Source organism: Pseudomonas sp. WS 5059 (assembly GCF_012985525.1).
Taxonomy (GTDB): Bacteria; Pseudomonadota; Gammaproteobacteria; order Pseudomonadales; family Pseudomonadaceae; genus Aquipseudomonas.
This window is the reverse complement of the sequence record NZ_JAAQWO010000006.1, coordinates 253,476-273,655: the sequence shown is the minus strand read 5'-3', so window position 1 is coordinate 273,655 and position 20,180 is coordinate 253,476. Positions and strand designations below refer to the sequence as shown.

The 20,180-nt window shown below is 62.3% G+C and carries 21 protein-coding genes; 11 read left to right on the top strand and 10 right to left on the bottom strand.

What is annotated here, in order from left to right; all coding sequences use genetic code 11:
* Nucleotides 1–98: 98 nt before the first annotated feature.
* The 7 genes from nagE to HBO12_RS19270 all read right to left on the bottom strand — a co-directional run bounded on the left by nagE (nt 99) and on the right by HBO12_RS19270 (nt 8,596).
* A complete protein-coding gene (nagE, locus tag HBO12_RS19300) occupies nt 99–1,796 on the bottom strand; it encodes an N-acetylglucosamine-specific PTS transporter subunit IIBC (RefSeq protein ID WP_170042957.1) in 1,698 nt (565 codons plus the stop codon).
* Between the two features lie 26 nt (nt 1,797–1,822).
* Nucleotides 1,823–4,333 carry a phosphoenolpyruvate--protein phosphotransferase gene (ptsP, locus tag HBO12_RS19295; protein WP_170042956.1) on the bottom strand — a complete coding sequence of 837 codons (2,511 nt, stop codon included), beginning with the start codon at nt 4,331–4,333 and terminating at the stop codon, nt 1,823–1,825.
* Between the two features lie 36 nt (nt 4,334–4,369).
* Nucleotides 4,370–5,392 carry an SIS domain-containing protein gene (locus tag HBO12_RS19290; RefSeq protein ID WP_169956649.1) on the bottom strand — a complete coding sequence of 341 codons (1,023 nt, stop codon included), beginning with the start codon at nt 5,390–5,392 and terminating at the stop codon, nt 4,370–4,372.
* Nucleotides 5,373–6,479, bottom strand: coding sequence for an N-acetylglucosamine-6-phosphate deacetylase (gene nagA, locus HBO12_RS19285; RefSeq protein WP_170042955.1), 1,107 nt, complete (start codon nt 6,477–6,479; stop codon nt 5,373–5,375). Before nagA ends, HBO12_RS19290 begins: the two co-directional genes overlap by 20 nt.
* Nucleotides 6,480–6,488: 9 nt before the next feature.
* On the bottom strand, nt 6,489–7,247 hold the full coding sequence (locus HBO12_RS19280) for a GntR family transcriptional regulator (RefSeq protein ID WP_169956645.1): 759 nt from the start codon (nt 7,245–7,247) through the stop codon (nt 6,489–6,491).
* Between the two features lie 261 nt (nt 7,248–7,508).
* A complete protein-coding gene (locus HBO12_RS19275; protein WP_169956643.1) occupies nt 7,509–8,012 on the bottom strand; it encodes a L,D-transpeptidase family protein in 504 nt (167 codons plus the stop codon).
* A 35-nt stretch (nt 8,013–8,047) separates the two neighbouring features.
* On the bottom strand, nt 8,048–8,596 hold the full coding sequence (locus tag HBO12_RS19270) for an NUDIX hydrolase (RefSeq protein ID WP_169956641.1): 549 nt from the start codon (nt 8,594–8,596) through the stop codon (nt 8,048–8,050).
* A gap of 146 nt (nt 8,597–8,742) precedes the next feature.
* On the opposite strand from HBO12_RS19270, the gene HBO12_RS19265 reads away from it, so the two are divergent.
* From HBO12_RS19265 to purT, 5 genes are all read left to right on the top strand, one after another.
* Nucleotides 8,743–9,345: a CoA pyrophosphatase gene (locus tag HBO12_RS19265; protein WP_029296164.1), complete on the top strand. Its 603-nt coding sequence runs from the start codon at nt 8,743–8,745 to the stop codon at nt 9,343–9,345.
* 35 nt (nt 9,346–9,380) lie between these two features.
* Nucleotides 9,381–9,905 carry a gamma carbonic anhydrase family protein gene (locus HBO12_RS19260; RefSeq protein WP_170042954.1) on the top strand — a complete coding sequence of 175 codons (525 nt, stop codon included), beginning with the start codon at nt 9,381–9,383 and terminating at the stop codon, nt 9,903–9,905.
* Nucleotides 9,902–10,117 carry a DUF1289 domain-containing protein gene (locus HBO12_RS19255; protein ID WP_057437987.1) on the top strand — a complete coding sequence of 72 codons (216 nt, stop codon included), beginning with the start codon at nt 9,902–9,904 and terminating at the stop codon, nt 10,115–10,117. Before HBO12_RS19260 ends, HBO12_RS19255 begins: the two co-directional genes overlap by 4 nt.
* Before the next feature lie 160 nt (nt 10,118–10,277).
* Nucleotides 10,278–10,745 carry a VUT family protein gene (locus tag HBO12_RS19250; RefSeq protein ID WP_169956637.1) on the top strand — a complete coding sequence of 156 codons (468 nt, stop codon included), beginning with the start codon at nt 10,278–10,280 and terminating at the stop codon, nt 10,743–10,745.
* Between the two features lie 69 nt (nt 10,746–10,814).
* Nucleotides 10,815–11,996, top strand: coding sequence for a formate-dependent phosphoribosylglycinamide formyltransferase (gene purT, locus HBO12_RS19245; RefSeq protein ID WP_076962107.1), 1,182 nt, complete (start codon nt 10,815–10,817; stop codon nt 11,994–11,996).
* A 78-nt stretch (nt 11,997–12,074) separates the two neighbouring features.
* On the opposite strand, the gene HBO12_RS19240 is transcribed toward purT, so the two are convergent.
* The 3 genes from HBO12_RS19240 to HBO12_RS19230 all read right to left on the bottom strand — a co-directional run bounded on the left by HBO12_RS19240 (nt 12,075) and on the right by HBO12_RS19230 (nt 15,801).
* The gene (locus HBO12_RS19240; protein WP_169878379.1) at nt 12,075–13,385 is read right to left on the bottom strand and encodes an MFS transporter; all 1,311 of its coding nucleotides are present in this window, start codon (nt 13,383–13,385) and stop codon (nt 12,075–12,077) included.
* A gap of 352 nt (nt 13,386–13,737) precedes the next feature.
* A complete protein-coding gene (locus HBO12_RS19235; protein ID WP_170042953.1) occupies nt 13,738–14,976 on the bottom strand; it encodes a transporter associated domain-containing protein in 1,239 nt (412 codons plus the stop codon).
* Between the two features lie 12 nt (nt 14,977–14,988).
* Nucleotides 14,989–15,801: a cytochrome C assembly family protein gene (locus tag HBO12_RS19230; RefSeq protein ID WP_407073441.1), complete on the bottom strand. Its 813-nt coding sequence runs from the start codon at nt 15,799–15,801 to the stop codon at nt 14,989–14,991.
* A 234-nt stretch (nt 15,802–16,035) separates the two neighbouring features.
* Between HBO12_RS19230 and ffh the strand changes: the two genes are divergently transcribed.
* From ffh to HBO12_RS19200, 6 genes are all read left to right on the top strand, one after another.
* Nucleotides 16,036–17,412, top strand: a complete 1,377-nt coding sequence (gene ffh / locus HBO12_RS19225; protein WP_029296179.1) for a signal recognition particle protein — start codon at nt 16,036–16,038, stop codon at nt 17,410–17,412.
* 250 nt (nt 17,413–17,662) lie between these two features.
* Entirely contained in the window at nt 17,663–17,914 is a 252-nt protein-coding gene (rpsP, locus tag HBO12_RS19220; RefSeq protein WP_003175899.1) for a 30S ribosomal protein S16, read from the top strand.
* A 5-nt stretch (nt 17,915–17,919) separates the two neighbouring features.
* On the top strand, nt 17,920–18,456 hold the full coding sequence (gene rimM / locus HBO12_RS19215; protein ID WP_010565276.1) for a ribosome maturation factor RimM: 537 nt from the start codon (nt 17,920–17,922) through the stop codon (nt 18,454–18,456).
* Complete coding sequence (gene trmD / locus HBO12_RS19210) at nt 18,438–19,211, top strand: tRNA (guanosine(37)-N1)-methyltransferase TrmD (RefSeq protein ID WP_170042952.1); 774 nt, start codon at nt 18,438–18,440, stop codon at nt 19,209–19,211. Before rimM ends, trmD begins: the two co-directional genes overlap by 19 nt.
* A 45-nt stretch (nt 19,212–19,256) precedes the next feature.
* Complete coding sequence (gene rplS, locus HBO12_RS19205) at nt 19,257–19,607, top strand: 50S ribosomal protein L19 (protein ID WP_003175895.1); 351 nt, start codon at nt 19,257–19,259, stop codon at nt 19,605–19,607.
* An 82-nt stretch (nt 19,608–19,689) separates the two neighbouring features.
* Nucleotides 19,690–20,103 carry an acyl-CoA thioesterase gene (locus tag HBO12_RS19200; RefSeq protein ID WP_057437995.1) on the top strand — a complete coding sequence of 138 codons (414 nt, stop codon included), beginning with the start codon at nt 19,690–19,692 and terminating at the stop codon, nt 20,101–20,103.
* Nucleotides 20,104–20,180: the final 77 nt, after the last annotated feature.

The window sequence follows — 20,180 nt, the reverse complement described above, 5'->3', positions numbered from 1 at the left end:
TGCTTGAGGTAAGAGCCCTCAGCATGGGGAGTTGTGCGTTTGGCTGGGCGGTAGATAAGTAGCGGTACGCCGCCCTGGACGCTCTGCGTCCGTTCGGATCAGGCGTTGACCGGGCGGCTAACCAACCGTTCCAAGGCCTCACCCAACCCCGCTGCCTTGTCACCGATCAACAGGTGCCAGACCCCACTTTCAAGCCGGCTCACGCCCTGGCAACCCAGTGCGGTCAACTGAGCTTCGGACAACACCGAATCATCCCCCAGTTCCACCCGCAACCGCGTCATCGCCACCGCTTCCAGCTGGCGTACATTCGCCCGGCCGCCCAAGGCGCCCAGCCATTGTTCGGCCTCCTGCACATTCACCATGACTGGCTTATCCACAGGCACAACCGCCACGGGCGCCGATGCAACAAACGACGGCATGGCCAGGCGAATCTCATCGGCAATGCTGTCGGCCATCGGCCCCACCACCACCTGTAAGCTGCCGCCATTGCCCGGGCGCACCACGGCCATCGCTCCCAGGGCCTTGAGTTCGGCGTCCATGGCCTTGTTGCGGTCCACCATGTCCAGGCGCAGGCGGGTGGTGCAGGCGCCGACGCTGAGCAGGTTGTCGGCACCGCCCAGGGCGCGGATATAGGCACTGGCCCGCTGGTTATCACTCATCGCTTCGGCCTGTGCCACCTGGCTATCTTCACGGCCCGGGGTCTTCAGGTTGAAGCGACGGATGCAGTAGTTGAACACGCTGTAGTAGATCACCGCGTAAGCCAGGCCCACCGGCAACACCAGCCAGCCATTGGTGGACTTGCCCCAGCCCAGGACCATGTCGATGAACCCTCCGGAGAAGGTAAAGCCCAGGTGAATATCCAGCAGGTTGGTGACCGCCATCGACAGGCCGGTGAGCAGCGCATGCAGCAGGTACAGGAACGGCGCGAGGAACATGAAGGCGAATTCGATCGGCTCGGTGACCCCGGTCAGGAACGACGTCAGGGCCATCGACAGGAAGATCCCGCCCATGATTTTGCGCCGCTGCGGCAGGGCGTTGCGGTACATCGCCAGGCACGCTGCGGGCAGGCCGAACAGCATCACCGGGAACATGCCGGTCATGAACTGGCCGCCTTTGGGGTCGCCGGCAAAATAGCGGGTCAGGTCGCCGGTGACCACCGCGCCGGTGGCGGGGTCGGTGAAGCTGCCGAACACAAACCAGGCCATGTTGTTGAGGATATGGTGTAGCCCGGTGACGATCAGCAAGCGGTTGAACACGCCGAACACAAAGGCGCCCAGGCTGCCGCTTTCCATCAGCAGCACGCCGAAGCTATTGATGCCGTGCTGCACCGGCGGCCAGATCAGCCCGAAGATTACCCCCAGGCCCACCGCCGAAAACCCGGTGACAATCGGCACAAAGCGTCGCCCGCCAAAGAATGCCAGGTACTCCGGCAGCTTGATGTCCTTGAAGCGGTTATACAGCGCCCCGGCCATCAGCCCGCTGACGATCCCGGCGAGCATGCCCATGTTGATGGTGCTGTCCATCACCTTGAGGGTGGAGACCATCACCAGGTAGCCAATGGCCCCGGCCAGCCCGGCCGTGCCGTTGTTGTCGCGGGCAAAACCCACGGCGATGCCGATGGCGAAGATCAGCGCCAGGTTGGCGAAGATCGCTTGCCCGGCGTCGTGCATCACCGCGATGTTCAGCAGGTCGGTATCACCCAGGCGCAGCAGCAGGCCGGCAATCGGCAGGATGGCGATGGGCAGCATCAGCGCACGGCCCAGGCGTTGCAGGCCTTCAATAAACAGTTGGTACATGGCGAGTCTCCTTTTTCTTGTTGTTGTCAGCTCAACGGCCAGTGGTGTTGACAGGCTTGGCGTACGGCCCTGGCGCTGCTCAGGTCGAGCAGGCCCTGGCTCAGCTGCCGGCATTGCGCGGCGTCCAGGTGGCGCACGCGGTCTTTGATTTCGGCAATTTGCGGCGGGCTGACAGACAGCTCGCGCACCCCCAGGCCCACCAGCACCGGGGTGGCCAGCGGGTCAGAGGCGAGGGCGCCGCACACCCCGACCCAGCGCCCGTGTTTCGCCGCGCCAATGCAGGTCTGGGCGATCAGGCGCAGCAGCGCCGGGTGCAGGGCGTCGACCCGCGCGGCCAGGCCGGCGTGGTCGCGGTCCATGGCCAGGGTGTACTGGGACAGGTCATTGGTGCCGATCGACAAAAAGTCCGCATGTTCGGCCAGTTGCTCGGCCATCAACGCGGCGGCCGGCACTTCGATCATCACCCCCAGTTCCGGGCGCTGGGTCAGTTCCAGCTCGGCGCACAGCTGATCGAGGCGCTGGCGGATGTGCAGCAATTCGTCGACTTCACTGACCATCGGCAACAGGATCCGGCAGCGCTGCAGCGGGCAGACCTGCAGCAGGGCGCGCAGTTGCTGGTCGAGCAACTCCGGGCGTACCTGGGCCATGCGAATACCGCGCAGGCCCAGCACCGGGTTGGCCTCGGCGGGCAAGGGCAGGTAGTCGAGTTGCTTGTCGCCGCCCACGTCGATGGTGCGGATGATCACGGATTTGTCGCCCATGGCATCCAGCACCGCCTGATAGGCCTGGCGTTGTTCCTGCTCGTCGGGTGCGGTGCGACGGTCGACAAACAGAAACTCGGTACGCAACAGCCCCACGCCATCGGCGCCGTTTGCCAAGGCAATCTGCGCCTCGCTGCTGGAGGCGACATTGGCGGCCACTTCAATGCCCACGCCATCCAGGGTGCTGGCCGCTGCCTGGGCCTGGGCCTGTTGCTGCTGGCGCCGCTGCTGTTGCGCCTCGCGAATCTGGTGGACCTGGGCGTGGCGGGCATCGTCCGGGGTGAGTTCCAGGCGCCCATTGCCGGCGTCCAGCACGACCCGTTGGCCTTGCGGCACCTCCAGCACTGCACTGCCCAGGGCGACCACGCATGGCATGCCTTTGCCCCGGGCCAGGATCGCCACGTGGGAGGTGGCGCCGCCTTCGGCCATGCAGATGCCGGCAGCATTTTGCGCGCTCAGTTGCAGCAGGTCCGAGGGCGTCAATTCATGGGCGACGACAATCGCCCCGGCAGGCATTTGGAACTGCCAGGCCTCACCCAGCAGGGCGCGTAGCACCCGTTGCTGCAAGTCCCGCAGGTCGTTGGCGCGTTCGGCAAACAACGGCTTGCCCAAGCCCAGCAACACCGCGCACTGGGCCTGGATCGCATCGCGCCAGGCATGGGTGGCGGCGCTGCCTTGCTCGATGGCGGCGGTGGCGGCCTCCAACAGGGTTGGGTCTTCCAGCAGGGCCAGGTGGGCGGCGAAGATCTCTTCTTCCTCGACGGCCTTGCGCTGGCGGGCGTGCTCCAGGGTGTTGCGGATTTCTCCGCGTACCTGCTCCAGGGCGCTGTCCAGGTACTGCAATTGCTCTTCGCGCGCATGGTTGCCCGGGTCTTGCGGCAACTCGATGGTGTGCAGCCGCAACAGCGGCCCGCAGACCAGGCCGGGTGCGGCACACACGCCCTGCAATACGCCCGCTTCGGTATTGAGCGGGCGCGCAGTCACGATCACCGGGGCCTGCTCGTGTTCGCGGGTGGTGACCGATAGGGCTGCGACCAATGCCTGTAACGCCGCGTCGCAATCCTTGCCCAGGCAGGTGACCTGTACCTCGTCCTGCTCACCAATGCCCAGCCCCATCAGGCCGATCAGGCTGGCGCACGACGCCGACTTGCCGGCGAAATGCAGCTGCGACTGGCTGCTGAAACCCTGGGCGGTCTTGCGAACCAGGGCTGCGGGACGCGCATGCAGGCCGCCGCGATGGGTAATGCGCACGCTGGCGCTGGCATGTGCCTGGGAGTTGTCGGACACAGACTGCACGGCGGCAGGCTGACGCGCGACGATGCGCAGCAGGGCTTCGCCGACCTTGACCGTATTGACGGCCACCGGGCGCAACTCGAACTGCCCGCCGTTGGTGAGGATGATCAGGCTGACCAGGCTTTTGCACTGGCGGGCGATGCGGTCCAGGTCAAAGCGCACCAGGGGCTGCCCGTTGCTGACCCGCGCGCCTTGCTTGACCAGCAGGGCAAAGCCTTCGCCATTCAATTGGACGGTATCGATGCCTACATGCAGCAGCACCTCGGCGCCATTGTCGGCGCGGATCGTCAGGGCGTGGCCGGTACGGGCAACGTGGATCACCACGCCCGCGCACGGCGCATGCAGGCAGTCGTTGAGGGGGTCGATGGCAATCCCGTCGCCCATGGCGCCACTGGCGAACACGTCGTCAGGCACGTTGCCCAGGGTCAGCACCGGCCCGCTGAGGGGGGCGCTGAGGGTAAGGTCATTATTATTGTCGGGCATGGGCACGGTACTCATCAGGAAACGACAGAAACCAACTCAGTGGGTGCGGGTGACTTTGCTCAGGTGGCGGGGTTGATCCGGGTCCATGCCCCGGGCCTGGGCCAGGCCTGCAGCCATCACATAGAAACTCTGGATTGCCAGGATCGGGTCCAGTGCCGGGTGCTCGGCGCGGCTGAGGGTCAGGTCGCGTTCGGCAATATCGTCGGGCGCGGCCAGCAGCACCCGGGCCCCGCGTTGGCGCATTTCCGTGGCCAGGGTCAGCAGGCCCGGCTGTTCGGCGCCGCGCGGGGCAAACACCAGCAGCGGGTAGTTGTCGTCGATCAACGCCATCGGCCCGTGGCGCACTTCGGCGCTGCTGAAGGCTTCGGCCTGGATCGCCGAGGTTTCCTTGAGCTTGAGCGCGGCTTCCTGGGCGATGGCAAACCCGGCACCACGGCCGATGACCATCAGACGCTGGCAATCGCGCAGGGCGTCGATGGCCAGGCTCCAGTCCTGGGTCGCCGCTTCGCGCAGGCCGGCGGGCAAGGCATGGCAGGCTTCGAGCAGGCCGTCTTCCTGGTTCCAGTGGCCGACCAACTGGGCGCTGGCGCTCAGGGTGGCGATAAAGCTCTTGGTCGCGGCCACGCTGCGTTCGGGGCCGGCGCACAGCGGCACATGGAATTCGCAGGCGGCTTCCAGGGGCGAATCTTCGGCATTGACCATCGACACGCTCAGCGCCCCGCGCTTGCGCAGCAGGCGCAGGCTGTTGACCAGGTCCGGGCTCTGCCCCGACTGGGAAAAACCAAAGGCTGCCTGGCCGCTGACTTTCAGCGGCGCCTGCGCCAGGGTCACCACCGACATCGGCAGCGACGCCACGGGCACGCCCACGTGCTGCATGGTCAGGTAGGCGAAGTAGCTGGCGGCGTGGTCCGAACTGCCACGGGCGACGGTCATCGCCACTTGCGGCGGCTGGCGGCGTAGGCGGCCGGCGACCTCGGCCAGCAGCGGGTCGAGGCATTGCAGTTGGGCCGCGACGGCCTCACAGGAGGACAGGGCCTCTTCAAGCATTTTTGAAGTCAATGGTTTCTCCTTCGACCATTACGTCGGTGAGGTGCAGGGAGCGGTCCAGGCGCACGCAGTCGGCAAAGCTGCCCGGTTGCAGGCGGCCGCGTTGTTCCAGGCCCAGGTAATCCGCAGGAAATTGCGACAGACGCTGTGAGGCTTCGCTGATGGGCAGGCCGATCTTCACCAAGTTGCGCAGCGCCTGATCCATGGTCAGGGTGCTGCCGGCCAGGGTGCCGTCGGCCAGGCGTACGCCGCCCAGGCATTTGGTCACGGTGTGGCTGCCCAGCTTGTATTCGCCGTCGGGCATGCCTGCCGCGGCGGTGGAGTCGGTGACGCAGTACAGGCAGGGAATCGAACGCAGGGCCACGCGCATGGCACCTGGGTGCACGTGCAGCAGGTCCGGGATCAGCTCGGCGTATTGCGCGTGGGCCAGTGCGGCACCGACGATGCCCGGCTCGCGGTGATGCAGCGGGCTCATGGCGTTGTACAGGTGGGTGAAGCTGGTGGCGCCGGCCGCCAGCGCAGCGACGCCTTCTTCATAGCTGCCCAGGGTATGGCCGATCTGCATGCGCACGCCGCGCTGGCTGAGGGCACGGATCAATGCGTCATGCCCGGCGATTTCCGGGGCAATGGTAATCACCCGGATCGGTGCCAGGCGCAGGTACTCCTCGACCTCGGCCATCAATGCGGTGTGGGCAAAGTTGGGCTGTGCGCCGAGCTTTCCTGGGTTGATGTAGGGGCCTTCCAGATGCACGCCCAGCACCCGGGCGCTGCCGGCCGGGCGCCGTTCGCAGAACTGGCCGAGTTCGCCGAGCACCCGGGAGATTTCCTCGACCGGCGCAGTCATGGTGGTGGCCAGCAGCGAGGTGGTGCCGAAGCGCACATGGGTGCGGGTGATGGTCTCGAAGGCGCTGCTGCCTTCCATGATGTCCTTGCCGCCACCGCCGTGCACATGCAGGTCGATAAAACCCGGCAGCAGGTAGGGCAGGTCATTGTCGGCCGGGTCGCAAGGCACGCCTTCGACGGCGCTGACCTTGCCTTCGTGGTGCACCAGGCGGCCGCGAATCCAGCCGTGGGGCGTGAGGATATTGTCTTCGGACATGGCAGTTCTCTAGGGCCGCAGTTCAGCGGAAAAATCGTACCTACGCAGCTCTGCGACAAAGTCGTAGTAGTCGTTGCGGCAGTAGGTGTCGGTGATCTCGATTGGCGTGTTGTCGGCGGTGTAGCCGACCCGAGTCATCAGCAGCATGGCGGTGCCGGGGGCGATGCCCACCAGGGCGGCGAACTCGTCCGAGGCGTTGATGGCCTGGATATGCTGCAGGGCTCGCACCACCGGTTTGCCGATGCCTTCCAAGTATTCGTAGAGCGAACTGCCGATGGCCTGGGGGTTGGGAATGATCGAGGCGGGCAAGGCGCTCATTTCGATGGCCATCACGGTGTCATCCGCCTTGCGCAGGCGTTTGAGCCGCGCCACTTTGTCGGTGGGCGACAGGCACAGGCGGATCAGCTCTTCATGGGTCGGCGGGGTGATTTCGCGCACCAGCCATTGCGAACTGGGGGCAAACCCCTTGAGCCGCAACATCTCGCTGAACCCCGAGAGGCGCGACAGCGGCTGTTCCAGGCGTGGCGTGATAAACGTGCCAGAGCCCTGGCTGCGGCGGATCAGGCCTTGGGCGAACAACACTTCCAGGGCTTTGCGGGCGGTTACCCGGGAGATGCTCAACTGCTCGCTGAGTACGCGCTCGGAGGGCAAGGCCTGCTCGGATTTCCACTGGCCGGCATGGATAGCCGCTTCGAGATTGCGGGCCAGTTGCAGGTACAGCGGCGTGGATTGCCGATCGTCAGGACGCAGGGTCTGGATGGGATTCATCTGTAGGGTTTCCGATGCGTTATTGGAGTGTTGTCGCCCGGTAATGGCCGGAAATTAATACCACTTAAATACCATGTCAATGCCGCCAAAAGCGGGCACATGCTTGTTTACAGGCACCCTAAAGGTGCCTGGTATCAAGTGGTATTAGAGAGGTCTTTATCGCGTGCAGAAAGACGCAGCCCCTGTCGGTGAAATGGTATTCATCGACAGGGGCTGTAGGAGAGGTAGATTTTTTTTGAATTATTTTACCAACGGTCGAGGTTACGGACGGATCTCGATCATCGTGCCGTCCTTGACCAGGTTCCACACTTCGCGCATGTCGACATTGCGCATGCCGATGCAGCCGTCGGTCCAGTCCAGGGTGTGGAACCACTGTTCCGGGTATTCCTCACTGTCTGGCGTGCCGTGGATCATGATCATGCTGCCGGGCTTGACCCCTTCGCGGCGGGCGCGGGCGGCATCGCTGATATTGGGGTAGGAGATATGCATCGACAGGTTGAAGCGGTCGCTGGTCTTGCGCCAGTCGATCCAGTAGAAGCCTTCTGGCGTGCGGCGGTCGCCTTCGATCAGCTTGTGGCCCTTGGGGTTCTTGCCCAGGGAAATGCGGTAGGTCTTCAGCGGTTTGCCATCGTTGATCAGTTGCAACTGGTGCGCGGACTTGAGTACCAGGATCTTCTCGACGGGTTTACCGCCCAGGGTTTGCAGGGTGGTGGCGCACGACAGCGTGGCGAACGACAGGCAGAGCAGAGCAAGCAACCAACGCATTGAAGCGATATCCCTTTGAAGGTGACCTTCGATTGTTATTGTGCAGGCTGAGTCAAGGGTGGCACCGATTCGCTGCGCACGGGAAACACCTGTTGCCGACGGTCGGCAAAAAAGCATTCTAAGGTACGCCTGACCGTGCGGAAAGCCAGCTCGGACCAAGGGATGTCCGCTTCATCGAACAGTCGGACTTCCAGGCTCTCGGGGCCGGCGGCAAAGTCCAGGTCGACCAGTTCGGCGCGGTAGAAGATATGCACCTGGCTGATGTGCGGTACGTCGATCAGCGTGTAGATACTCAGGTTGCGCACCCTGGCGCAGGCTTCCTCCAGGGTTTCGCGCAGGGCGCCCTGTTCGACGGTCTCGCCGTTTTCCATAAAGCCAGCAGGCAGGGTCCAGTAGCCCAGGCGCGGCTCGATGGCGCGCCGGCACAGCAGCACCTGATTGCCCCAGACGGGCAGGGTGCCGGCGACGATATTGGGATTCTGATAGTGAATGGTCTGACAGTGGTCGCACACATAACGCAGGCGTGTATCGCCTTCGGGAATGCGCTGGGTGACCGGTTTACCGCACTGGCTGCAGAAGTTCATGCTTGGGTTCCTGGGGACTGCGCCTATCTTGGCGTGCAGGGCAGTGGCCTGCAAGTTGTCGTTTAGCGACACCGCCGGGGTTTTGGGGTTGGGCACCCGTACGCTTTGGTGCATGATGCAAGGTAGCCAACAGATCGAGATGACTCATGCTGGACGAGCTACTTCGCCGGGTAAGCAATCACACGCCACGCACGCTGGAAACTGACGGACGTTTCCCCGAGGCCGCGGTGCTGGTGCCGATTACCCGCAGTGACGAACCCGAGCTGATCCTGACCCTGCGTGCCAGCGGCCTGTCGACCCATGGCGGCGAAGTGGCGTTCCCGGGTGGGCGCCGCGACCCCGAAGACCCCGACCTGGTGTTCACCGCGTTGCGCGAGGCCGAAGAAGAAATCGGCCTGCCACCGGGCCTGGTGGAAGTGATCGGGCCCTTGAGCCCCCTGATCTCCCTGCACGGCATCCGCGTGACCCCCTATGTGGGGGTGATCCCCGATTACGTCGAGTACCTGGCCAACGACGCCGAAATTGCCGCCGTGTTCAGCGTGCCGCTGGAGTTTTTCCGCCAGGACCCGCGCGAGCACACCCATCGCATCGATTACCAGGGCCGCAGTTGGTATGTGCCCAGCTATCGGTTTGGTGAATACAAGATCTGGGGCCTGACGGCGATCATGATCGTCGAGTTGATCAACCTGCTCTATGACGATGCCGACATCAGCCTGCATCGCCCGCCAAAAAGCTTTATCAATACTTAAGCCATCGTTTGAATGGCAAGCCGTGAGGGAAGACCATGAAATACCGCCTGGGCGAGGCCCGTGTCGAGACCCATCCACACAGCTGGGTGGCTCCCAATGCCACGCTGGTAGGCAAGGTCAAGCTCGAGGAGGGCGCCAACGTCTGGTTCAACGCGGTGTTGCGTGGCGACAACGAGCTGATCCTGATCGGCAAGAACAGCAACGTGCAGGACGGCAGCGTGATGCACACCGACATGGGCTACCCGCTGACCCTGGGCACCGGTGTGACGGTTGGGCATAACGCCATGCTGCATGGCTGCACCGTCGGCGACTACAGCCTGATTGGCATCAATGCGGTGATCCTCAACGGCGCCAAGATTGGCCGGCACTGCATCATCGGCGCCAATTCGTTGATCGGCGAGGGCAAGGAAATCCCCGATGGCTCGCTGGTAATGGGCTCGCCTGGCAAGGTGGTACGGGAGTTGACCGAGCAGCAGAAGAGGATGCTCGAAGCCAGTGCTGCGCACTATGTGCACAACTCTCAGCGCTATGCCCGTGACCTGGTCGAGCAGCCGGAATGAACCCGGTTGAACGCCCCGTCGCCTCGCCCTGCGTGAGTATTTGTGCTCTGGATGACGACGATATCTGCACCGGTTGCCAGCGCAATGTCGACGAAATCACCCGTTGGAGCCGCATGGACAACGCCGAGCGCCGGGTGGTGCTGGGGCTGTGTCATGAGCGGGCGAAGGCCAGTGGGGTGTTGTGGATGATTCCTGGGAAATCCGGAGCCTGAACCACCGCTATCGCGAGCAAGCCCGCTCCCACATTCGACCGTGTTTATCCAGCAGGAACGCGATCAAATGTGGGAGCGGGCTTGCTCGCGATGGGGCCCCTCCAGACGACATCCCTGTAATTGTGTACCCTGTGCGCATTACCCACAGGTCCCTCGCCCCATGCTCTTCCTGATCGCCTATATCAGCAGCGTCGTGCTGATCAACTTCGCCTTTTCCACCGCCCCGCACCTGGATGTCATCTGGTCCGCCTGGGGTGGCCTGGTGTTTATCCTGCGGGACATGGTGCAAACGCGCTTCGGCCACGGGGCGATCATCGCCATGCTCGCGGCGCTGGCGCTGTCCTATATCACCTCCGATCCGTCCATCGCCCTGGCCAGCGCCACGGCGTTCGCGGTGTCCGAGTGCATCGACTGGCTGGTCTTCAGCATCACCAAGCGCCCGTTGCACGACCGGCTGTGGATAAGTTCGGCACTGAGCATTCCCCTCGATACCTTTATCTTTTTTGGCCTGATCGGCGCGTTGACGCCCGCTGTGGTCGGCACCGCCCTGGCCTCGAAATTTGCCGGGGTCACCGTGGTGTGGCTGGCCATGGCCTGGCGTTTGCGGCGCCAGCGTGTCGCTAACTGAGGCCAATGCCCGCCGTTCATGTAAAATGCCGGCCTTTCTCCCCCTGATCCGCTCCCCTGAGGACCTGAGATGACCCGAATCGGAACTCCATTGTCGCCAACCGCGACCCGCGTATTGATGTGTGGCTGCGGTGAGCTGGGCAAGGAAGTGGTAATCGAACTGCAACGCCTGGGCGTTGAAGTGATTGCCGTGGATCGCTACGCCAACGCGCCGGCCATGCAGGTGGCGCATCGCAGCCACGTGATCAACATGCTCGACGGCGCGGCCCTGCGTGCGGTGATCGAGGCGGAAAAACCGCACTTCATCGTCCCGGAAATCGAAGCCATTGCCACCGGCACCCTGGTGGAGCTGGAGGCTGAAGGCTTTACCGTGATCCCCACCGCCCGCGCGGCGCTGTTGACCATGAACCGTGAAGGCATTCGCCGCCTGGCCGCTGAAGAGCTGGACCTGCCGACTTCGCCGTACCACTTCGCCGACACCGTGGAAGACTATCGCAAGGCCGTCGAAGACCTGGGCTTCCCGTGCGTGGTCAAGCCGGTGATGAGTTCGTCGGGCAAGGGCCAAAGCCTGTTGCGCAGCGTCGATGATGTGCAGAAAGCCTGGGACTACGCCCAGGAAGGCGGCCGCGCCGGCAAGGGCCGGGTGATCATCGAAGGGTTTATCGACTTTGATTACGAAATCACCCTGCTGACCGTGCGTCACGTGGGTGGCACCACCTTCTGCGCGCCTGTGGGCCATCGTCAGGAGAAGGGTGACTATCAGGAGTCGTGGCAGCCCCAGGCCATGAGCCCGGCGGCCCTGGCTGAATCCGAGCGCGTCGCCAAAGCCGTGACCGAGGCCCTGGGTGGCCGTGGCCTGTTTGGTGTCGAGCTGTTTATCAAGGGCGACCAGGTGTGGTTCAGCGAAGTCTCGCCGCGCCCCCACGACACTGGCCTGGTGACCTTGATTTCCCAGGACTTGTCGCAGTTTGCCCTGCATGCGCGGGCGATCCTGGGCTTGCCGATTCCGTTGATCCGCCAGTTCGGGCCTTCGGCTTCGGCGGTGATCCTGGTGGAAGGGCAGTCGACCCAGACAGCGTTCGCCAACCTCGGCGCGGCCCTGAGCGAGCCGGACACGGCATTGCGTCTGTTCGGCAAGCCAGAAGTGAATGGCCAGCGCCGCATGGGCGTGGCGCTGGCGCGGGATGAGTCTATCGAGGCTGCCCGGGCCAAGGCGACCCGTGCTTCCCAGGCGGTGGTTGTAGAGCTGTAAAAGCATCGCGGGCAAGCCCGCTCCCACATTGGAATGCATTGCACATGTGGGAGCGGGCTTGCCCGCGATAGCGGTCTATCAGGCGACCTTGTTCAAATCGTTATCCCGCGTCTCTTTCAGGCACAGCACCGCAATCAAACTGAGCAACGCTGCCGCCGACACATACCCGCCGACATAACTCAGCCCACCCATCGCCACCAGTTTGGTCGCGAAAAACGGTGCGGCCGAAGCGCCAACGATCCCGCCCAGGTTATACGCCGCCGACGCCCCGGTATAACGCACGCGTGTCGGAAACAGTTCCGGCAACAGCGCCCCCATCGGCGCAAAGGTCACGCCCATCAGGAACAGTTCCAGGCACAGGAACAGCGCCACCGCCCAGGTCGAGCCATGGGTCAGCAACGGTTCCATGGTGAACCCTGAAAGAATCGCCAGCACCGCACCGACGATCAGCACCGGTTTGCGCCCATAACGGTCGCTGGCCAGGGCTGCCAGTGGGGTGGCCGCGCCCATGAACAGCACGGCAAAGCACAACAGTGCGAGGAAGGTTTCGCGGCTGTAGCCCAGGGTGCTCACGCCGTAACTCAGGGAAAACGCCGTGGTGATATAGAACAGCGCATAGCACACCACCATCGCCGCCGCGCCCAGCAGCACCTGCAACCAATGCTGGCTGAACAGCTCGACCAGCGGCACTTTCACCGGTTTTTCCTTGGCCACGGCGTTGGCGAACACTGGGGTTTCGTGCAGTTTGAGGCGCGCATACAGGCCCACCATCACCAGCGCGGCGCTGAGCAGGAACGGAATGCGCCAGCCCCAGCTGCGAAATTGCTCATCGTCCAGGTTCATCGCCAGGATCAGGAACAGCCCGTTGGCCGCCAAAAAGCCAATGGAAGGCCCCAGTTGCGGGAACATGCCGAACCAGGCGCGCTTGCCCTTGGGCGCGTTCTCGGTGGCCAGCAGTGCGGCACCGCCCCATTCCCCACCCAGGCCAAGGCCCTGGCCGAAACGCAGCACGCACAGCAGGATCGGTGCCCAGGCGCCGATGCTGTCGTAACCCGGCAACAGGCCGATCAGGGTGGTACACACGCCCATCAGCAGCAATGAGGCGACCAGCGTCGACTTGCGCCCGATCCGGTCACCGAAATGGCCGAACAGCGCCGAGCCCAGGGGGCGGGCGATGAACGCGATACCGAAGGTCAGGAACGCCGCCAGCATCTGCGCGGTGCCGGAGCTCTGCGGGAAGAACACCGGGCCGATCACCAGCGCGGCGGCCGTGGCGTAGATATAGAAGTCGTAGAACTCGATGGCGGTGCCGATGATGCTCGCGGTCGCGACGCGGCTGGTCGAGTTGGTCGGGGCGGCGGGAGCGGCCTCGTTATAGGTGGTGCTCATTGAGGTATCCCTGATGGTCATTGCGCCTTTGGCGCGGATTATTATTGGTCTTGCACCCATGGATCAGGGCAGTGCGCGGAGTCGGCTCGGGATGGGAGCGAGTACCGGTCAGACACGATGACGCGGTGCCTGGACACGCTCAGTGCGGGTAGCACGCGGTCGGGCGGGGCTTGGGTAAGCGGGGTTGATTATAGGAAGGGGTTTGCGCTGCAAACAAGGGCTGGAGCGCGGTCTTTGGGGCTGGAAAGATCAAATGTGGGCTCGCCCGCGATCCTGGCGCGATGGTGTATCAGTGACACTGAGGTGATGCTATCGCGGGCAAGCCCGCTCCCACACAAGCCTGCTCTCGGATTTAGGTAGCAATCGGCGCTGAGCCGATATGCCAGATCAACACCTTGCTCACCCGGTTGTCTTCAGTTTCGAGGATTTCCAGGCGATAACGGCCGATCTTCACGCACACCGCGCAATCGGGAATGGTCTCCAGCGCTTCGGTCACCAGGCCGTTGAGGGTCTTGGGGCCGTCGCTGGGCAGGTGCCAGCCCAGGCATTTGTTCAGTTCGCGGATTGATACGGCGCCGTCAATCACGTAGCGGCCGTCTGGTTGGGGCTGGATCAGCGGGTTGTCCAGGCTCTGCTCGCTTTCGAATTCGCCGACGATCTCTTCCAGGATATCTTCCAGGGTGACGATGCCCAGCACCTCACCGTACTCGTCCACCACCATGCCCAGGCGGCGTTGTTGTTTGTGGAAATTCAGCAGTTGCAGTTGCAGCGGCGTGCTTTCCGGGACGAAGTACGGCTCGTGGCAGGCCGCGAGCAAGGCGTCCTTGGTCAGGCTGGCGTCGGGCAGCAGGTGCTGGATCTGCCGGGTGTTGAGCACCGCCTCGACCTGGTTGATATCACTGTGGAACACCGGCAGCCGCGTGCGCTGGGAGGTGCGCAGTTGTTCGATGATCTCTTCGATAGGGTCGTCGAGGTTGATGCCATCCACTTCGCTGCGCGGCACCAGGATGTCATTGACGGTGATGTTGTCCAGGGCGTGGATGCCCGGCATGCCTGACGTCGGGTCATCGTTCGCGTCTGACGCTTGCTCGTCGGACGGGTCGCTCTGTGGCTCGTCGCTTTTCTTGACGATCCCGGACTTGCGTGCGAAAGGGCGCAACAACAGCAGGCTGAGGCCATTGAGCACCCAGGCCAAGGGGTAGAGGATCTTCAGCGGCACGCCCAGCAGCGTATTGCCAAACCCCAGCACCGCCTGCGGGTAGCGGGTGGCGAGGGTGCGCGGCAGGTAATCGGCCAGCACCAGCAGCAGCCCGCTGGAGATCAGCCAGCCGAGCCAGGGACCGTTTTCGGCCCAGGCATGAAGCGCCAGCAGGGTGCAGAGAATCACTACCACCGCGCGGCATAAGGTATTGCACAGGATCAGGCTATTGCGCGGGAAGCTGAGGCGGGCGGCGGCCTTGTCGCCCTGGCGTGTACCGGGGCGCAGGGCCAGCAAATGGTGCTGGGCGGCTTCGATGGCGGTAAACAGCGCTGACCACAAGACCAGCAGCGCGACTACGGCGAGCATCGGCTCCAGGGGCAAATTGTCCATAATCGCTGCCCGTCAGATATGCAGGATGAATTCGCGAACCAGCTTGCTGCCGAAATACGCCAGCATCAGCAGGCAGAAACCGGCCAGGGTCCAGCGGATTGCCTTGTGCCCACGCCAACCCAGGCGATTGCGGCCCCACAGCAGTACGCTGAACACCACCCAGGCCAGGCATGCCAGCAGGGTCTTGTGCACCAGGTGCTGGGCGAACAGGTTCTCGACGAACAGCCAGCCGGAAATCAGCGACAGCGACAGCAGCGTCCAGCCGGCCCAGAGAAAGCCGAACAGCAGGCTTTCCATGGTCTGCAGCGGCGGGAAGTTCTTGATCAGCCCGGAAGGGTGCTTGTGTTTGAGCTGGTGGTCCTGCAAGAGCAGCAGCAATGCCTGGAACACGGCGATGGTAAACATGCCGTAAGCCAGGATCGACAACAGGATGTGCGCGAGGATGCCCGGCTCTTCATCAATTACCTGCACCGTGCCGGTGGGGGCGAATTGTGCCAGCAGCACCGTCAGCATGCCCAGGGGAAAGAGCAGCAACAGCAGGTTTTCCACCGGGATCCGCGCGCAGGCCAGCAGCGTCAAGGCGATGACCGCGGCGGCAATCAGGCTGGCGGCGCTGAAAAAATCCAGGCCCAGGCCCACTGGCGTCATCAGGTGGGTGAACAGGCTGGCAGCGTGGGCCACCAGGGCGAGCACGCCGAGGCCGGCCAGCAGGCGTTTGTCCGCCCTGGCGCGTTGGGCCAGGCGGGTGCCCTGATAGAGGGTCGCAGCGGCATACAAGAGTGCGGCGGCGAGACTGGGTAGCAAACTGGGTGACAAAGGGAGCATAAATCCTGTTAGGCAAGCCCGAAAGCCGATGAGTTTGGCACACACCTGCGTTCCACGAAAGACCACTGGGCCAGACAGCGGGTGTGCATGGCGGCAGTCTTCGCTATAATCCGCGACCTGCCCACGCCGCAGGCTCGCCGAGCGCTGTTTTTAATAGCGATTTATCACAGCCTGGGCCGCCATTACCTCGGTCTACCGATGCACTTCGATGAATAGGGCCTGAAAGGATCGCGCATGTTTGAAAACCTGACTGACCGTCTCTCGCAGACGCTGCGCCATGTCACCGGCAAGGCCAAGCTGACCGAGGACAATATTAAAGACACCCTGCGCGAAGTGCGCATGGCGTTGCTCGAAGCCGACGTTGCCTTGCCTGTGGTCAAGGATTTCGTCAACTCGGTCAAGGAGCGTGCGGTTGGCACTGAAGTGTCCCGCAGCCTGACGCCGGGCCAGGCCTTTGTGAAGGTCGTGCAGGCCGAACTCGAAAGCCTGATGGGCGCGGCCAACGAAGACCTGAACCTCAGCGCCGTGCCACCGGCCGTTGTGCTGATGGCCGGTTTGCAGGGGGCGGGCAAGACCACCACCGCTGCCAAGCTGGCGCGCTTCCTTAAAGAGCGCAAGAAAAAGTCGGTGATGGTGGTGTCGGCCGACGTCTACCGTCCGGCCGCGATCAAGCAGCTGGAAATGCTCGCCGGGGAAATCGGCGTGACCTTCTTCCCGTCCGACCTGAGCCAGAAGCCGGTCGACATTGCCAACGCTGCTATTAAAGAAGCCAAGCTCAAATTCATCGACGTGGTGATCGTCGATACCGCCGGTCGCCTGCACATCGATGAAGAGATGATGGGCGAGATCAAGGCGCTGCATGCTGCGATCAACCCGGTAGAAACCCTGTTCGTGGTCGACGCCATGACCGGCCAGGATGCGGCCAACACCGCCAAGGCCTTTGGTGATGCGCTGCCTTTGACCGGCGTGATCCTGACCAAGGTCGACGGTGATGCCCGTGGCGGTGCCGCACTGTCGGTGCGCGCAATTACCGGCAAGCCGATCAAGTTCATCGGCATGGGTGAGAAGACCGAAGCGCTCGAGCCGTTCCACCCGGAGCGGATCGCCTCGCGGATCCTCGGCATGGGCGACGTGCTCAGCCTGATCGAGCAGGCTGAACAAACCCTCGACAAGGACAAGGCCGACAAACTGGCCAAGAAGCTGAAGAAGGGCAAGGGCTTCGACCTCGAAGACTTCCGTGATCAGCTGCAACAGATGAAGAACATGGGCGGCCTCGGCGGCCTGATGGACAAGCTGCCGAACATCGGTGGTGTGAACCTGGCGCAAATGGGCAATGCCCAGGGCGCGGCAGAGAAGCAGTTCAAGCAGATGGAAGCCATCATCAACTCCATGACCCCGGCCGAGCGCCGTGACCCTGAGCTGATCAGCGGTTCGCGCAAACGTCGGATTGCCATGGGTTCCGGCACCCAGGTGCAGGACATCGGTCGCTTGATCAAGCAGCACAAGCAGATGCAAAAGATGATGAAGAAATTCTCGGCCAAAGGCGGCATGGCCAAAATGATGCGTGGCATGGGAGGTATGATGCCCGGTCGTGGCATGCCGAAGATGTAAAGAATTCGCGCAAGAGTTCGCTCTTGCGCAGACCCACAGGGATGTGGGATCTCCAGCAAACCCGCCGTTGGCGGGAGCTGACTCGCCGTTTTAACCGACGGCTCTATAGCAGATCTGAATGGCACGCGGTCAGGCGCCGGAAAAAGACATTTGCAAAAGTCCGGATATTCCTTAGAATATGCGGCCTTTCGGGCACCCATGCCCGCTGTGCATTTAGATTTGCAGCACCGACTACAGGAACGATGTTCACATGCTAACAATCCGTCTTGCCCTTGGCGGCTCCAAAAAGCGCCCGTTTTACCACTTGACCGTAACCGACAGCCGCAACCCGCGTGACGGTTCGCACAAGGAACAGGTTGGTTTCTTCAACCCTGTTGCTCGTGGTCAAGAAGTTCGTCTGTCCGTGAACCAAGAGCGCGTAGCCTACTGGCTGAGCGTTGGTGCACAGCCATCCGAGCGTGTTGCCAAGTTGTTGAAGGACTCGGCTAAGGCCGCAGCCTGAGCAATATGAACGCGACGCCAGCTGTTGCTGATGATTTGATCGTTATCGGCAAGATTTACTCTGTTCATGGCGTTCGCGGCGAAGTGAAGGTGTATTCCTTTACTGATCCGACTGAAAACCTGTTGCAGTACAAGACCTGGACGCTCAAGCGCGAAGGTAGTGTGAAACAGGTCGAGCTGGTCAGTGGACGCGGGAACGACAAGTTCCTGGTCGCAAAGCTCAAGGGTCTCGATGATCGTGAAGAAGCGCGTCTTCTGGCCGGTTATGAGATCTGTGTGCCGCGCAACCTGTTCCCTGAATTGACCGATGGCGAGTACTACTGGTACCAGCTGGAAGGTCTGAAGGTTATTGATCAACTCGGGCAATTGCTCGGGAAAATCGATCATCTTCTGGAAACCGGCGCCAATGATGTAATGGTGGTCAAGCCTTGCGCTGGCAGCCTGGATGATCGCGAACGCCTGTTGCCGTATACCGAGCAATGCGTGTTGGCCGTCGACCTGGCAGCGGGCGAGATGAAGGTGGAATGGGACGCGGACTTCTAAGCGTGGCTAATTTGCGCATTGAAGTGATCAGTTTGTTTCCCGAGATGTTTTCCGCCATCAGCGAGTACGGCATCACCCGTCGGGCGGTGAAACAAGGGCTCTTGCAGCTTACTTGTTGGAACCCGCGAGACTACACGACGGATCGACATCACACTGTGGATGATCGCCCTTTTGGCGGTGGCCCGGGCATGGTGATGAAGATCAAGCCCCTGGAAGACGCCCTGGTTCAGGCCAAGGCAGCAGCAGGGGAGAAGGCGAAGGTAATTTACCTGTCCCCTCAAGGCCGCCAGCTGAAACAGGCTGCGGTACGCGAACTGGCGAATGAGGAAGCACTGATCCTGATTGCCGGTCGCTATGAAGGCATTGACGAGCGTTTTATTGAAGCTCATGTCGATGAAGAGTGGTCGATTGGGGACTATGTCCTGTCTGGCGGTGAGCTGCCGGCGATGGTCCTGATAGATGCGGTTACACGACTGCTGCCTGGAGCTTTAGGGCATGCGGACTCCGCGGAGGAAGATTCCTTCACGGATGGTTTGCTGGATTGCCCGCACTACACCCGACCGGAGGTGTATGCGGATCAGCGTGTTCCCGACGTGTTGCTAAGTGGCAATCACGCACACATCCGGCGTTGGCGTTTACAGCAGTCCCTTGGTCGGACCTATGAACGACGCGCCGATCTTCTGGAAAGCCGCTCGCTTTCTGGAGAAGAGAAGAAGCTGCTCGAGGAATACATCCTCGCGCGGGACGATAGTTAACAACGTATCGATGGTAGATCCGACGATTTACCTTAGGAGCACAGCATGACTAACAAAATCATCCTTGCACTCGAAGCAGAGCAGATGACCAAAGAGATCCCTACCTTTGCCCCGGGCGACACCATTGTCGTTCAGGTGAAAGTGAAGGAAGGCGACCGTTCGCGTCTGCAAGCGTTCGAAGGCGTAGTAATCGCCAAGCGTAACCGTGGTGTGAACAGTGCTTTCACTGTTCGTAAAATCTCCAACGGTGTTGGCGTAGAGCGTACTTTCCAGACCTACAGCCCGCAAATCGACAGCATGGCCGTTAAACGTCGCGGTGACGTACGTAAAGCCAAGCTGTACTACCTGCGTGACCTGTCCGGTAAAGCAGCTCGCATCAAGGAAAAACTGGCTTAAGTCCAGCTTCCCGATGCAGAAAAAAGCAGCCTACGGGCTGCTTTTTTGTGCCTGAAATTTGCCCATTGCCCGGAACCCGTTCATGACCACCCGCCTCGAAGAAATCCAGCGCCGCACCGACCTGTCCGTGACCCACGTCACCAAGGCCGTATTCCCGCCGACCACCAACCACCACAACACCCTGTTTGGCGGCACTGCGTTGGCCTGGATGGACGAAGTGTCGTTCATCACCGCCACGCGTTTTTGCCGTTTGCCGCTGGTGACGGTGTCTACCGATCGTATCGACTTCAATCACGCGATACCGGCCGGTTCCATCGTCGAACTGATTGGCCGCGTGATCAAGGTTGGCAACACCAGCCTCAAGGTGGAAGTGGAAGTATTTGTCGAGAGCATGAGTGCCGATGGCCGCGAGAAGGCGATCCAGGGTGTGTTCAGCTTTGTCGCAATTGATGACGATAAGCGGCCGGTGCCGGTGTTGCCTGGGTTTGTGGATTGACCCGTAGGAGCCGGCTTGCCGGCGATGAGGACCGCAGCAACACCGCAGTACGTGAGACCGCCATCGCCGGCAAGCCG